This window comes from Pseudorhodoferax sp. Leaf265, assembly GCF_001422365.1.
In the GTDB taxonomy this organism is placed as follows: Bacteria; Pseudomonadota; Gammaproteobacteria; order Burkholderiales; family Burkholderiaceae_C; genus Pseudorhodoferax.
In genome coordinates, this window is the sequence record NZ_LMMT01000036.1 from 288,069 (window position 1) to 302,927 (window position 14,859).

The following is a 14,859-nucleotide window of genomic DNA, read 5'->3' on the forward strand; positions in this document are numbered from 1 at the left end:
CATCACCACAGCCAGTAGGCAGTACCCCGCGTGCTGCCCGGCTTGCCATGCTGTTCACCACCGCGACGTTCAGCTTCCTCTATCTGCCGATCGTTCTGATCGGCTTTTTTGCGCTTGGCAGGCGCGAACCGGCGCTCTCGGCACTGTGGCTGTTCGCCGCGTCCGTGTTCTTCTACGGTTACTGGATGCCGGAGTTCACGCTGCTGCTGCTGGGCTCGATCGGCGTCAATTTCTTCATCGGCCAACGGATCGCAGCCCGCCAGGGGCCTGCGCGCCGCACCTGGCTGACGGTGGGCATTGTTCTGAACCTGGCCACCCTGGCGTACTTCAAGTACGCCAACTTCTTCATCGACAACCTCGAGGCGCTGCTGGGTGCGCAATTCAGCGTCGCGCGCATCATCCTGCCGATCGGCATCTCGTTCTACTCGTTCACCCAGATCGCCTACCTCGTGGACACATGGCAGGGCAAGGTGCGGGAGGCGCGGCCTGTGCACTACGGCCTGTTCGTCACCTTCTTTCCCCACCTGATCGCGGGCCCGGTGCTGCACCACGCGCAGATGATGCCGCAGTTCGCCAATCCCGCCGTCTATCGCTTCAATGCCGCCCATTTCACCGCCGGCCTGGCGATCTTCTGCATCGGCCTGTTCAAGAAGATCGTGTTGGCGGATGGCATCGCGCCCTATGCCGACGCTGTGTTCGTGCCGGTTGACGCCGGTGCGCACCCGGACATGGCCGAAGCCTGGATCGGCGCACTCGCGTACACGTTCCAGCTGTACTTCGACTTCTCGGGTTACTCCGACATGGCCATCGGCCTGTCCTGGATGTTCAACATCCGACTGCCCTTCAACTTCGACTCGCCCTACAAGGCACTGAACATCAGCGACTTCTGGCGCCGCTGGCACATTTCGCTGTCCACCTTCCTGCGCGACTACCTTTACGTCCCGCTCGGTGGCAACCGCAAGGGCCGCATGCGGCGCTACCTGAACCTGGGCGCCACCATGGTGCTGGGCGGCCTCTGGCATGGGGCCAGCTGGTCCTTTGTGCTGTGGGGAGCCATGCACGGCGTCTACCTCATGGTCAACCACGCGTTCCGCGCGCTGACGGAGAAGCTCGGCTGGCGCGCCGCACTGGACGCGAGCGCAGCGTTCCGGCTGTTGGCCTGGTCGCTCACTTTCCTGTCGGTCGTGGCAGCCTGGGTGCTGTTCCGGGCCGAGACGATGCATGGCGCGTCGCGCATGCTGCAGTCCATGGCGGGATGGGTTCCGCAGAGCACGGACAGAGGCCTGCTGTGGTGGAACGCAGGTCTCCAACCGCGGGTGGCCATGGGTTGGTGCCTGGTACTCGCCGTGGTGGCCGTCGCCCTGCGCAACAGCAACCAGATCGGGGAACGGTTGCTCGCCGCCATGCAGGCACGGCCAGCCTGGCGCGCACCTTTGGCCGGTGCCGCGCTGGCCAGCGCCGTGGCCCTCGTCGTCGTGAACACCACGCGCAGTTCGTCCAGCGCATTCATCTACTTCAATTTCTGATGGGCCGCGCACCGCTCCTGTTCCTCGGTGGCATTGTCGCCACCGCAGTCTGTGCGGAAATCGTGCTGCGCGGGCTGCCCGTGTCCACGGGCACGATGACGGGCTACTACCAAGACCCCGACATCCTGGCCTATCCGGCCCACCACACGTGGACCATGGCCACGGGCTGGGATCTGCGCAACCCGCACACGCTGCGGGCCAACAACTGGGGCTTTGCGGCGGAGCACGAATTCACCGCCGCCCCCGAGGCTGTCGCACTGATCGGGGACAGCTATGTCGAGGCCTCCATGCTGGCGCCGCGCGATCGCCCGGCCGCTCAGCTGGAAGCGCTGCTCCCGGGGCAGCGCAAGGTCTACGCCATGGGGACACCCGGAACCGCAATGCTCGACTACGCGCAGCGCATCCGTTTCGCCAACGAACGCTTCCAGATCCGTGATTTCGTCGTGCTCATGGAGGGTGCGGACGCCCGGCAGGCGCTGTGCGGCAGCGGCAACATCGTGAGCCGGTGCCTCGACCCGGAGACGCTGGAACCCCGTACGGCGCGGCACCCGCGTGCTTCGGCCTGGACCGACCTGGCCCGGCATTCGGCGCTTGCGCAGTACCTCATGAGCCAGCTGCGCTTCAAGCCCGCAACGGTGGTCAAGGCCATGTTCACACGCAAGCCGCCGGAAGAGGCCGGCGCCGGGGCCGGCAAGGTCGCACCAACCGCGCCCGACCCGGAGCAGCTGGCACGCGCGCAAGCCATGGTCGATGCCGTCGTCCAGCAGTTCTTCGCCACCGTTCCGCGCGCGCAGATCCGACAGCTCGTCTTTCTCGTCGACGGTCGCCGCACCAGCCAGGCTGCGCCCCGGACACTGGCGGAGCTGGAGCGCGCGCACCTGATCCTGCGCTTGCGCGAACAGGGTGCGACCGTGCATGACCTCGAGCCGCTCTATGCGGCGCATGCAGCCAGGTCGCAGCGCTCGCTCGCGGTCGGCCCATACGATGGCCACCTGAACCCCATGGGACTGCACCTGGCCATGGCAGCCGCTGCGCAGTCTCTGGCGCGCTGATGGCTGCCCCGGCGAGCCGTTACGATCCGGGTTTGGCGTGCAAGCCGATGCCCTGAACACTGCGCCAAGCACACATCAAACAAAGATCCGCATGCCGACACTCAAAGCCCTTCGCGAGCGCTGCGCGAGAACCTACTACAAAGCGCTCTACATGCAGCAGGCCAAGGGCGTCTTGCGCACGCCCCCTGTGCAGCCCGGCACCTTGCCGCTGACAACGCTGTCAATGGTCCATACGCGCGACGTCGTCCCGTACCTTGTCGCGTTCAAGTCGTTCCACCGTCAGGCCACGGGGCAGCGTGCCGTCGTGGTCTGTGACCCCAGCATCACGCCGGCTGATCGAGCCACACTGCGTGCGCACATCCCACACCTGGAACTGCGCGACGCCGAGGAATTCACGCACCCGTCCATTCCGCGCGGGGGTACCTGGGAACGCCTGTTCGCCATCTCGGAGTACGCGACGCGGCAATTCACCGTGCAACTCGATGCCGACACGCTGGCCACGGGGCCGCTGCCGGAAGTCTGCGACAGCATCTTGGCCAATCGCCCTTTTGTGATCGGCGAGGTGCTGGCGCAGCGCATCGATCCGCTGGCAGTGTTTGCGGCCACCGCGCGCACCTGGACCAGCGGCCATGTGCAGGCGTTGGCCGAGGCGTCGCTCGACGGCATCGGCCTGCCGCCGGAGACGCTCTATGTGCGAGGCTGCTCCGGTTTCACGGGATTCCGCACCGGCGCGGACATGCGTGGCTGCCTGCTCGATTTCTCCGAACGAATGCGCAGCAAGCTCGGTGATCGCTGGCGCGACTGGGGCACGGAGCAGGTGACCTCCAACTTCGTAGTGGCCAACCAGACGGATGCGCGCGTGCTGCCGTTCCCGAAGTACGCGTCAGCGCACCAAACGGATGCCAATTCAGTGTTCTTCCACTTCATCGGCTCGGTTCGCTTTCGCAACCGCCGCTACGAACGCGAGACCGCAGCGTTCCTTCGCAGCCTGGCTACAGGCTGAAACCAGCGGGCTTGAACCACTGCCCGGTGCGGCACACCAAGCATCGTGTTCCCCGGCTGGAGTGTCCGTATGGTCCGCGGACACCTCGCCCTTTGTGGAGATGTGAGATGTTCATGGATTCCCTGGATCTTGCGCTGGCCTGCTCCGCAGCCATCGGTGTCGGTCTCCTGCTGGTTCTTGCGAAGTCGCAGCGGCCGCCGTCGGCACGGGCGGTGCACGGCCGGCGCAGATTGCTGGCGTGGCTGCTGCTGCCCGGCTGGCTCACGCGTGCGGTGGCAGCCCCAAGCTCTTCCAAGGCCACACAGCCCGCTGGCAAGCGGCTGTGTGTGGTACGGCTGCACAACACGCACGCCGAGCGACGGCAGGGCGCGCACTTCGTCACGCCCATGTTCGGCCAAGCTTTCAGGCAGGGCGACATGCCTGCGGGCGAGCGCCCGCGTTTCACGCTGGCCGATGGCACGGACTGTCCGGCCACGCTGTGGGGCATCACAAGCTGGCCCGACGGCTCGATGAAGTTCTGCGGCGCCATCGCCCGGGTTCCGGCTTCCGTTGCCGCTGGCGCCGCTCTGGAGCTGGAGGTGCGGGCGGGCGGCAGCGCCGAACGCCAGATTGGCAAGCGCACCACCACCGACCTGCAGTCGGCAGAGCTGTCGGTCGTGCTCGAAGGGCTCGTCGCTTTGGAAGGCACTTGGACAGCAGCGCTAAACGACGGTATCCACAGCCGCGCCAACATCGTCCAACTGGCCGCCGGACCTGCCGGCACACTATGGCGCATTGGCTCAGAGTTCCGCAATCGTGCTGGCAAAGCCCATGGGCAGCTGTACTGCTGGCATTACGTCCTAGCCCTTACCGGTGCCAATGACGAGTTCGCAGGCTTGCGCTACCTGGCGCGCGTTGCGCAGCCCTGGACCGACGTGGAGCAACCCAAGGCAGAGCACCGAGAGTTTTCCGCCAGCCTGCGCGCCGGCGCGCAAGTGCTGCGCAAGCTGCAGGGCCACACGACCACCGAGACGCCGGGTGACGCCATCCGTTTGCCGCACTACGCGTCTTTCTTTTCCGCCGGGCAGGACGGTCGCTGGGACTATGTGCAGGGCAGCGGTACAAGCTCTGCAGACGCCCATGTTCGCGTGACTCTCGATGGTGACAACTTGCGGCGCAGCGGTCTTGTCCCCCCGTATGATCCCGAGGTTCCCATCAACGCCGCGGAACGAATCGACTACAACCCCATGGGCAAGGGAAGCATCAACCGCGCGATGGGTACCACAGGCGAACGCGGTGACATCGGTCTGCTGCCTGAATGGAACGTGCGCCACCTGCTCAAGCAGTCCGAAGACCACGAACGGGTGGCGCGCGTGAACGGGCTATCCGCCGCGGGATTCCGGCTGACCTTCCGCAAGCGTGCGACGCTGCAACCGGTGCCATGTGTAGACATCCGCGCAACGTACCAGGGACTCGGCGACGCTGAGCCAACCTGGCGCGGCTACATTTACATGAGTGGCATGGTCAAACCCACGCCCAACGAATCGCTGTGGCGAGAGGACACGGCGCACCGGCCCGGTTGCACTTACTGGCCCTACCTCTTTACCGGCGAGCCTCAGTACCTGGACCTGCTGACTGAGCACGCCTTCGCGCATGTGCTAGAGCTCAACCAGGGCAACGGAACCGTCTGGGGCACCACGTTTCCGCGGCAGCAGCTACTGGAAGGAGCATGGGGCGGCGAGCGCGGCATCCGCGTCGGTGCGGGAGGAAAGCTTTACAAGGGAAGCGGCGTGCTGCTCTACGGCATCGGTGGCCAGCGCATGGCAGCCTGGCGTTCGCGCGACGTAGCGCAGGCTGCGGCTCTGGCGCCCGACGTGGCGCCCGATGGCGCCGCCGTACGCCAGTACCTGAACGATGTGCTCGGATCCTCGTATGCGGCTTTCAAGGACTATATGTCCCATGTGCCCGCGAGTTTCCGCGAGGCCGGCCTGTTCATGCAGGACAAAGGCAATGGCTTGCCCTGGCAGATCGCCTACATGTCCTGGTCGGTGTGCCACCAGGCCGACATCCTCGGCACCGCCGATGCGGCCTACGTCCGTGGCCACCTCAGCCGCTTCTGGAACGGATTTGCTCGCCAAGCCGACATGGCCTGCCTCGTGGCCATGGCTTGCAGCTATCGCGATGAGGCCGGCAACCTGGTCGATAACATGAATGGCGTGCTGGGCAGCTTACGCTGCAACCTGAACTTCGATGCCGCGACGTCACGCATCACGATTGCGCCAGCCAAAGACAAGACCAATGGCGCCTGGAGCGCGCATGACGGCGACCGCTTTTCCTTCGCAGGAAAGCCGATGGATCTGCTCAAGAGCTTTCCGGAGATGAGCCCTTACCGCCTCTTCTTCGCGGTGAAGTGCGAGGGCCAGACGTTCCAGCTCGCGCTGAAACCCAATGGACCGCCGATCCGCTTCCCGGAAAGCGTGGTGATCACCGACTGCTTTGCTCAACTCAAGGATTTCAGACCAGACCTCGCATTCAGCCCGCCCAACAGCCCTTCTGGCTACTCCGCCAACATCCGCGGTGCCGTGGCCTACCACCTTGCATGCGGAGACAACGTCACCGATGCCATGGACCAGTTGGACCGAATCATCAAAAGCCAGCGCATCAACTTCAAGGACCGGCCCAAGTACCTCACGCTAGCCAGCCGCGCCTGAAGTGGCAACCGGATGCTGGGTCACCGACGCATAGTTCATCCTGGACATGGCCTTGACGACCGGCAGGCGGTTCTCCAGGGCAGTCCGGCGCTGCGGGAGATCCGGTACCTTGGCTGCCAGCCAGGCGGCCAAGGTGTCCGGCTGCTCAAGCACTTGCGCGTCCGGAATGAAATCGGCAATTTGCAGATGCTCCGCCAAACCTTCGTACTTCCCGACATAAGCGATGCAAAAGGTCGGCACGGCTTGGGACAACGCGCCAATCGCCAAGTGCATGCGGCCCGCAAACACCATGTCGGCCATGCCAGAGATGGATTTGGCAATCGCTGCAGTCTCAGGGGTATCCACCGCGTGGGCGCGCTGGCGCACCGCAGGTGGCAGGGAGGCGATGACCTCGCGCTGCATCGATGCATCGGAGCTGTTGCTGCGACTGTCATGCGACAGAAACAGGAAACTGGTGCAGGGGTGATGACCCAGAAACGCCTGCACGAAAGCGCTCCAGTACTCGCGCACGCCAAGACCGCCCGACTGTTTCTCGGCATTCAAGCCGCTCACGTTGAGACACAGCACCAAATCGCCAGCGGACCGGCGAGCAGCGATCCATTGCGCAGCCTGGCGGCAATCGGTCGACGTGCGGTCCGGCTGCACCAGGAAGGCTACATCGGCAACCAGTGTCGCCCTGCGCCCGATGAATCGTTCGAAGCGCGCATGGCTGATGGGATCGCGCACATAGATCGCAACCGATGACGGCAGAGATGCAATCATCTGGACGGCTTCGGGATGCGGTTGTTCGCTGATGCTGTGGCCGAGCAGGATCGCCGGCCGGCCTTGCTCGGCAGCGATGCGGAGCATGCCGATCTGATAGCGCACCGGATGCAGGCCGTAATAGCCATCAATGATGTCGGCGCCAACGGCGAGCACCGCCCCGGCATCGCGCACGGCGGCCACCACGCGTGCGGACTTTGCCTCCACCTCTTCGACGCTGAAACGCAGGCTTGGGAGCATCGGCCCTTTGACGGCAAATTCGCCCCAGTTGGGCATCAACACCTGCCGCACATAGCGCAGCCCCATGAGCTGCAGGTTGTCCGCCACCGATTGCAGCATGGCTTGGTCGCCCAGGCTGCCTGCCGCCGCGCTCATGACAACCAGCGCGTCATCGCGGCGGGTCGCCCCTCCCGACATGCCCCGCAATGCTTGGCGCAACTGCGCCTGCAGACGGCGCATGACCCGCCTCAATCGACCTTGCAATGCATTCACGATATTCCTCCGCTCTCAGCCCGAAGGCCATCAACCTCGCCGCGAGAAGCGCGGCGACCGGCTCAGCCCCACCAAGCTCTTGTTCAGGCGCGCCAACACACGCACATACAGCGTGTAGACCGGCAGCATCTTCATGTCCCGGGCAATAGCGAACACCAAGTGGCTGCTCCAACTCATGAACATCCGGTACCGAAAGATCAGGCGGTAGATCGGAACCACGTGGCTTGCGTCGGCCTGCACACGCTTGGTGGGCCGCCATTGTCCCTTCTTATCCTTCAACCACAGGCGGTAGGCGAGCCCGGTGCGGCGGTGGCGGAAACTCGCATCCTGCGACTTGACCATGTCGTCCACGCTGCTGGCATCCAACGCGATGCGCCCATCGCGCCCCGCTTCGACGAACAACTGCTGCAACTCGGGATGGCGAACGATCACGAGGCTAGTGCCCGCGCTGTCGTTCACATAAGCTGGTAGCCAAGCATCGCCAAAGCTCGCATCTGCAGTCTCGCCAACCACGTCATCGCAGTAGTCGCAAGCCGAGAGTCGAAAGACGCCCATACCCCAATCGTAGCCTTCCAGTTTGCCCATGGGCGTCACACTCTCGGCGGCGCCATCGTGCGGCTGTACCGCGAAGCCATAAGAGCTCGCGGGGCGATCAGACAGCTTTCTTCGGAAATCAACCGTCTTCCAATCGTCTGGTTTGGCACCCATCTGCCAAGCCAGACTCTCAGCGAATCTTCCGCTCTTCATATGGCCGCAGAACAGGCTCAAGGCATAGACGATGCGCTCCTTGAGAACCGCATCGTCCCGCATCAGCCGACGGACAGCCTTGACGTAGCACGGCACGCCGACAAAGACGTAGCGTCCGGGCGTGGCTCGCACGTGGGCCATTACCTCGGACATTTCGACCGGGTAGTACCGCGTCTTCGCATTCGCCGCCACCATGTCGATCGACGTTGACACTGTGTAGGCAAAGCGCGGCCGGCCGTTCTCTTCGAGCGGTCGGACATGGATCACGCCGGTGACCAGTCCGCGATGCAGCAGTTCCGCCAGCAGCCAACTGGTCAGGCCGCCGGAGCTGCCCTCGTCCCGATGCCTGCGCTCCAGCGCATGGCCTGCATAGAGCCCTTGATACCAGCCGAGCCTTGCATCGTGACCGCCCCCGAGTTCCCCAAACTGCTGCGCGGCCAGGACGTCCTCGTTCGGCCCCGCCAAGAATGGGCATACCTGCTCGGACGCGGTGCCGCGCGCTGCGGAGACGCGTTCGGGCGTGTACCGGGCAAACCGGTCGAACTTCATGGCGACCGGCGGATCGGCCACTGCAGCACAAGCGCCACAGCCCACGCAATAACCGCCGCGGACCACATCGACCAGGGAGCCATCCGTCGCACCGGAATTCAAGGAAGCTGACTTCATTGCCATCCATTCTTTGCCGAAGCAGGGTGCACATGTGGCTCAGGGCGAGCGAGGGCACCGTCTAAGTAAGTCCGAAAGTCGCGCACCACGCTATCTCGGGCGAAACGCTGTTGCACGTAGGCACGCCCCGCCTGCGCCAACCGTTGGCGCGCGTCAGCATCCTGCAGCAAGCCGATCAGCTTTTGTTCGAAGTCGACTTTGTTCTTAGCCACAGCCGCATGAACGCCATCGCACAGGCCGTGCCGGATGGTCGACAACTCGAAGCCGACCAGCGGTGTCCCGTACGCCAAAGCCTCCAGTATCTTGATGGCCGAACCGACACTGAACTGCATGGGCGCGATCGCCACATCTGCGCCCCGGTAGAAGGGCTCCACCGATGCCACCTCCCCGACCACCGCCACGCCGTCGCGGCCATCGAAGCTTTTCAGTTCAGATGAGGGCCCCCGACCGACCACCTTGAGTTCCGCGTGCGGCTGCGCCGCCCGCACCGCCGGCCAGATATCGCGCAGAAACATCAGGATGCCCAGGTTGTTGGGCCAATAGCTCATGCTGGCGACGAACACCACCTGAGGCGCTGTGCCCGCACGGCCGGCAGCGTCCGGCCGCAGCTCCGGCATGCCCACGGTATTGACCAAGCAATAGAGTTTGCTGCCCGGGGAGCGCCGGCGGAAATAGTCAACGTCCATCGGCGAGGCGTACAACGCGTGCTGCCAGCGTCGGAGCAAGGCCTGTTCGTGGAATTGAAGTTTCAGTACATTGGCCCAAGCCGAAAGGAACTGGAGCGGCTGGCTGCCAAACCGCGAACGCGCGGCAATCGCACGCATGGCCGGTGCCTCGGCTGCGTCCCAATCGAGCATGCTGACGCCGCCTGGCCGAAGCAACTGGGCAAGTGCCGGCGACACCAGGGCGGCCCAGTGCGCCTGCATGGCAAACACGAGGTCGAAGCGCTCGACACACGTGTTCGCACGAACTGCGGCGACGAGTTCCGCGGACTGCTTCCGCGTGGCGCGATTGATCCTGCCAGTAGTCACCCACGCCAGGCAGAGCAGCTTGCGCAAAGCCGAAGGCCGCAACTGACTGGCCCAGATCGCCGGCTTGGCCTGCATGACCGCGCTCAACGCCGTCACACTGCAGACCAGCGGCTGAAACGGCGCTTCGACTTCGATCTGCACACGCCCGTCCTGCGCGGCATTACACAACAATAGATGAACCTCCCCAGTGGCCGCCAGGGCCTCAAGGGACGCGCGAATTCGCAATTGCGCCCCGCCGCCCGAGACAGAGGGCAAGTAAGGTGTGATGAACAGGATTCGCGGGCGAGAAGCAGGGCGCGTCATGGTCAAGAGAGCCTATTGGCGAATCTAGAGATCTTCTTCCACGCAGCGGCGGCATGCCCCAAGATGATTCTTTCACTGGAATCGGGTCGACCGGCCAGCACCCACAAGGAATAGACCGATACACCATACACAAGGGCGCTCAGCACCACCTTGAGCACAAGAACCACGATGGCGGAGGCGTCGACATACTTCGCGGCTGCTGACACGGCGACGAACATAATGGTGGCCGAGCAAACAACACGCAGCAGCGCGAACCACACTTCGCTGCCCTGCAGCACCTTGAGCCGGACCATATAGAAGCCAAACGCTGCGGTGCTGACAAACGTCCACGCGCAATACAGCCAAGCGACGCCCAACACGCCGTTCCAGGAAAAGGCCGGAACAATCAGCGCCAGCACCGTGATGGCATACGCCCAAGAAAGCGCCGCATTGACGCGCACGTATCCCAGCACGACCAAGGTCTGCTGGGCCGTGTATCGGAAGCCTGATGTCATGGCGGTCAGACTGAAGATCGCTACGATGGGGGTGGCGTCCATCCATTTGTCGCCAAAGAGGATGCGCACGATCTCGGTGGCCACCAATGCAAAGCCGACGGCCAGCGGCACCGCGATCAGGCTGACGCCGGCGATCGCCTTCTGAATTGCGGCGATCTGCCGATCCCTCTGGTTGTTGAGGCTGGCCAGCGTCGGCATGAGCGCGCGTCCGATCGGCAACACCAGCTCCGTACTAGGCAATGTGGCGACCTCACGTCCCACCGCGTAAATTCCAACCTGCTCAGAGCCGCCGGCCTTTCCGATGTAAGCCCGGTCTAGATGGTTGACGGCGTACTGCGCCAGACCGTCCAAGAAGTACCAGAGCGAGAAGCCGGTGAGTTCCCGCCAGTGCTGCAATGACCAGCGCGGACGCTGCGCTATCAGACGGTAACTGAGCAGGCTGCGAGCGACCTCTGCTGAGCAGATGCCAAGTACGAGGCCCCAGTAACTGCGCAGTGCCAACACTGCACTGATGCTCACGACGAATGAAACCAGCCGGGGCACAAATGAGAACAGGAAGTCTCGCCGGAAATCAAGCTCCTTGCGGAAGTTGACAACGTAGATGTTTTGCATGCCCCCCACCAGGCCTGCAGCCCCAACCGCAAACATGATGGGCATCACTCGGCTGTCGTCGTATGCCTGTGCAGCGAATGGTGCCGTCGAGAAGATGATCAGGGAGATCAGCACCGTCTGCAGGACCTTGATAGACCAAGCCGTGTCGTAGTGGCCGGTGGTGGCATCGCGGCTGCGGATCAACGCTGAGTCCATACCGAACTCCACCAACACCTGGGAGAATCCGACGACCACCATTGCCATGTTGACCAGTCCGTAGTCCGCGGGCGTAAGAATGCGGGCACAAATGCCCAGGCTGATCAGGCCCATGAACTTCGATCCCCAGCGGATCGCAATCGCCCAAACAGACCCCTGGATTAGCGCGCCGGACAGGGAACGGTTTCTAGGAGAAGACATCGGTCAGTTAGGGGAACGAGCGCGCCATGGACATACGCCCTCCGCACATGGCCTCGTCACGAACAACAGGGCTGTGTTGGAACGGATGAGGGGGCTGGCACGCTGTTCTGCACACATGCAGCAAGACCGGGACTGGCAACTCATGCAGGTACAGGTAAAAATCGCAAGCCGCATCATACGCACGCGCATGGTCGGTCAGAGGCGGACCATGGCCCCCGCACTGTGCTAGACCAGCACCTCTACGCAAGTAGGGTGTAGCAAAAACCGCTCGGGGCTCGCGCTGGCGCCATACGCTCCGGACTGGAAAACAACGATCAGCTCGCCAATCGACACCTCGGCCAGTGGCACTTGGTCCGCCAGCCTGTCAAGCGGTGTACACAAAGGGCCCGTTACAGTGGCCAACCCATTTGGCGGCGCAGTCATCTGGCACCCGAGCCCGATTGGATAGTTTCTTCGCACAACCTGGCCAAAGTTGCCGGTCGCCGCGAGATGGTGGTGCAGCCCCCCCTCCGTGACGACGAATCTTTCGCCTCGCGAGATCTTGCTGTCGATCACACGACAAACATAGATACCCGCTTCACCGACCAGAAAACGCCCTAACTCAAGCACCAGTGTTGCCGCAGGCAGCTCCCGCGCCGCTCGCTCGACCAGCACAGACAAGTTGTCGCCAATCGGTGCCAGATCCAGTCGGCTCTCGCCAGGAAAGTACGGTATTCCGAATCCGCCCCCCAGGTTCACCGTCTGGACCGGTGCAGGCGCCCCAGCGGCCAAGCGTACGGCCAACGCATAAGACTGCCGCTGCGCCTCACAGATCGCCTCCGCCCTGAGATTCTGCGAACCAGCGAACAGATGAAAGCCCTCGAACTGCAGCCCCGCCGCGGCGATGTCGCGCAGCAGCGCGGGCACGGCCTCGGCATCGACGCCGAATGGCTTGGGGCCGCCGCCCATCTTCATGCCGGAACCCTTGAGCTCGAAATCGGGATTCACGCGCACCGCCACCCGCGCCGGCAAACCGAGTTCCTGCGAGGCCGCAGCCAACGGCCGGATCTCGCGTGCCGACTCCAGGTTCACGAGGATGCCGGCCGCCACGGCCTGGCGCAGTTCTGCGTCGCGCTTGCCAGGCCCCGCAAAACTGATCTCCTGGGGATCGGTGCCCCCATCGAGTGCCACCTGCAACTCACCTGCAGAGGCGACGTCGATTCCATCGACAAGGCCTGCCATGAAGCACACCAATGCCGGCATGGGATTGGCCTTCATCGCGTAATGCAGCTTCACCGCCGCAGGCAAGGCCGACCGCAGTTCGGCGACGCGAGCGCGAAGCAGCCCCCGGTCATACGCATAGAACGGTGTCTGTCCCACCCTGGCCGCCAACCGCGTGAGCGGCATGCCCCCCACGACGAGCTCGCCCTCGCGCACCGGAAACTGCGACATCTCTGCATGCTGGAGCGGTGGCCGCACCGGAGCACGGCGTTCAGTGGTCATGGAACTGTTCCGAGTAGGCCGCCAGCAGCTTGCGGTCGATCTTGCCATTGGGATTGCGCGGCAATGGCCCCTCCTTGACGTAGACATGCGCGGGCACCATGTAGGCCGGCATGCGCGCGCGGCAGGCGGCCATCAACTGCTCCACGTCGAGCCCGCCACCGGACGTGGGCGTGACAACGACATGGACCGCCTGTCCCAGCGCAGGGTGCGCGACACCCAAAGCAGCGCATTCCCCCACGAGCCCGGTCTCGTAGAGCAATTCCTCGACTTCGGTCGGGCTGATGCGGTAACCCGACGACTTGATCATTTCGTCGCGTCGACCGATGAAGTAGAGGAAGCCATCGCTGTCCATGCGCACGGTGTCGCCGGAGAACACGGCGGTTTCGGGCAGCGGCAGGCCGGATGCCATGGCGGGCAGCACCCGGAAGCGCTCGGCCGTTCGCTCCGGATCGTTCCAGTACCCCATGCTGACGAGCGCGCCGCGGTGCACCAGTTCACCGGGTTCATCGGGCGCGCAGGGCGTGCCATCCTCTCGCAGTACCAGGATCTCCGCGTTCGGGATGGCCTTGCCGATCGAATCGGGCCGCCGTTCCACCTCGTGCGGCGGCAGATAGGTCGACCGGAAGGCCTCCGTCAGCCCATACATGAGAAAGGGGCGGGCCTGCGGCACCCGCCTGCGCAGCGCGGCGAGGGTCTCGCGCGGCATGTGGCCACCGGTGTTGGCGAAGTAGCGCAAGTGCTCACCGATGGCCGGTGGCCAATCGAGCGATGCCAGTTGGATGTACAGCGGAGGAACCGCGGTGATGCCTGTCACGCGCTCGCGCTCCATGCTGCGCAGCACGTCGCGCGGCAGCAGGTAGTTGAGCAGCACCACGCAGGCACCGCTATGGAAGCCGGTCGTCAGTTGGCTGAAGCCGGCATCGAAGGACAGCGGCAACGCCGCCAGCAAGGTGTCACCGGGATGGTTCTCGAGATAGGAAGAAACGCTTGTCGCCCCGGCCACCAGATTGCGATGCGACAGCACCACGCCCTTGGGCAGGCCTGTGCTGCCGGACGTGTACAGGATGGCGGCCATGTCGGTGTCGATCACGCGATGCGCCGGCCGCGCCTTTCCACTTGCCAGGGCATGCCAGCCATGCAGCGCCACGCCCTCCGGGCGCCCATCCGGCATGGCATTCGCGGGGTCCGTCAGCACGACATGCTTCAAGGCAGGACAGCCACGCAGCAACGGCGCGAGCAGGGCCATGCGCTGGGAGGACGTCACGAGCACCTTCGCGCCGCTGTCGGCCAGCACATGCACGACCTGCCCGGGCTTCAGTACAGGGTTGACCGGCACGAAGACCCCGCCAGCTGCCGCCGCGCCAAAACACGCGATGACCGTTTCGGGCGACTTGTCAAGCCAGATGGCAACGCGGTCGGCGCGGCCGACGTCCAGCCCCAGCAGCCCGTCCCGATGGGCCGTCACGGCTGCTTGCAAGGTCCCGTACGCGATGGTGCGGCCATCGCTGCGCAGCGCATCGGCGTGAGGCCAGCGCTCGGCGGACTGCGCCAACAGGTCCGGGAGCAGCGCGGGGGTGTGCATCGAAAAAGTATCGCATGCCCC

Annotated in this window: 10 protein-coding genes; 4 read left to right on the forward strand and 6 right to left on the reverse strand. The window is 64.3% G+C overall.

The genetic code is table 11. The annotated features are described in order from the left end of the window. The first annotated feature begins 47 nt into the window (after positions 1-47). From ASF45_RS24920 to ASF45_RS24935, 4 genes are all read left to right on the forward strand, one after another. Positions 48-1,526, forward strand: a complete 1,479-nt coding sequence (locus ASF45_RS24920; protein ID WP_056669606.1) for an MBOAT family protein — start codon at positions 48-50, stop codon at positions 1,524-1,526. Then, positions 1,526-2,578, forward strand: coding sequence for a hypothetical protein (locus ASF45_RS24925; protein ID WP_056669608.1), 1,053 nt, complete (start codon positions 1,526-1,528; stop codon positions 2,576-2,578). Before ASF45_RS24920 ends, ASF45_RS24925 begins: the two co-directional genes overlap by 1 nt. 91 nt (positions 2,579-2,669) lie before the next feature. After that, positions 2,670-3,581, forward strand: coding sequence for a hypothetical protein (locus tag ASF45_RS24930; protein ID WP_156473176.1), 912 nt, complete (start codon positions 2,670-2,672; stop codon positions 3,579-3,581). Positions 3,582-3,688: 107 nt separating this feature from the next. Beyond that, positions 3,689-6,271 (forward strand): hypothetical protein, encoded by a 2,583-nt coding sequence (locus ASF45_RS24935; RefSeq protein WP_056669611.1) that lies wholly within the window; start codon positions 3,689-3,691, stop codon positions 6,269-6,271. Here the strand turns inward: ASF45_RS24935 and ASF45_RS24940 are convergent. The 6 genes from ASF45_RS24940 to ASF45_RS24965 all read right to left on the reverse strand — a co-directional run bounded on the left by ASF45_RS24940 (position 6,254) and on the right by ASF45_RS24965 (position 14,838). Next, a complete protein-coding gene (locus ASF45_RS24940; RefSeq protein WP_056669613.1) occupies positions 6,254-7,492 on the reverse strand; it encodes a polysaccharide pyruvyl transferase family protein in 1,239 nt (412 codons plus the stop codon). The two genes, ASF45_RS24935 and ASF45_RS24940, sit on opposite strands and share 18 nt — an antisense overlap. Positions 7,493-7,555: 63 nt before the next feature. Further along, entirely contained in the window at positions 7,556-8,938 is a 1,383-nt protein-coding gene (locus tag ASF45_RS24945; protein WP_162244053.1) for a Coenzyme F420 hydrogenase/dehydrogenase, beta subunit C-terminal domain, read from the reverse strand. After that, entirely contained in the window at positions 8,935-10,272 is a 1,338-nt protein-coding gene (locus ASF45_RS24950; RefSeq protein WP_056669619.1) for a glycosyltransferase family 4 protein, read from the reverse strand. The genes ASF45_RS24945 and ASF45_RS24950 overlap by 4 nt, the downstream gene beginning before the upstream one ends. Before the next feature lie 2 nt (positions 10,273-10,274). Beyond that, positions 10,275-11,774 (reverse strand): lipopolysaccharide biosynthesis protein, encoded by a 1,500-nt coding sequence (locus ASF45_RS24955; RefSeq protein WP_082551254.1) that lies wholly within the window; start codon positions 11,772-11,774, stop codon positions 10,275-10,277. 225 nt (positions 11,775-11,999) lie between these two features. Continuing rightward, entirely contained in the window at positions 12,000-13,256 is a 1,257-nt protein-coding gene (locus ASF45_RS24960; protein ID WP_200932204.1) for a pyridoxal-dependent decarboxylase, exosortase A system-associated, read from the reverse strand. After that, positions 13,246-14,838, reverse strand: a complete 1,593-nt coding sequence (locus ASF45_RS24965; protein ID WP_056669627.1) for an acyl-CoA ligase (AMP-forming), exosortase A system-associated — start codon at positions 14,836-14,838, stop codon at positions 13,246-13,248. Before ASF45_RS24965 ends, ASF45_RS24960 begins: the two co-directional genes overlap by 11 nt. Positions 14,839-14,859 lie beyond the last annotated feature (21 nt).

Bases quoted from the DNA above. Each gene is read 5' to 3' on its own strand.
- ASF45_RS24920 (WP_056669606.1), top strand. From the start codon at position 48: ATGCTGTTCACCACCGCGACGTTCAGCTTCCTCTATCTGCCGATCGTT.
- ASF45_RS24925 (WP_056669608.1), top strand. From the start codon at position 1,526: ATGGGCCGCGCACCGCTCCTGTTCCTCGGTGGCATTGTCGCCACCGCA.
- ASF45_RS24930 (WP_156473176.1), top strand. From the start codon at position 2,670: ATGCCGACACTCAAAGCCCTTCGCGAGCGCTGCGCGAGAACCTACTAC.
- ASF45_RS24935 (WP_056669611.1), top strand. From the start codon at position 3,689: ATGTTCATGGATTCCCTGGATCTTGCGCTGGCCTGCTCCGCAGCCATC.
- ASF45_RS24940 (WP_056669613.1), bottom strand. From the start codon at position 7,492: ATGCGCCGTCTGCAGGCGCAGTTGCGCCAAGCATTGCGGGGCATGTCG.
- ASF45_RS24945 (WP_162244053.1), bottom strand. From the start codon at position 8,938: ATGAAGTCAGCTTCCTTGAATTCCGGTGCGACGGATGGCTCCCTGGTC.
- ASF45_RS24950 (WP_056669619.1), bottom strand. From the start codon at position 10,272: ATGACGCGCCCTGCTTCTCGCCCGCGAATCCTGTTCATCACACCTTAC.
- ASF45_RS24955 (WP_082551254.1), bottom strand. From the start codon at position 11,774: ATGTCTTCTCCTAGAAACCGTTCCCTGTCCGGCGCGCTAATCCAGGGG.
- ASF45_RS24960 (WP_200932204.1), bottom strand. From the start codon at position 13,256: ATGACCACTGAACGCCGTGCTCCGGTGCGGCCACCGCTCCAGCATGCA.
- ASF45_RS24965 (WP_056669627.1), bottom strand. From the start codon at position 14,838: ATGCACACCCCCGCGCTGCTCCCGGACCTGTTGGCGCAGTCCGCCGAG.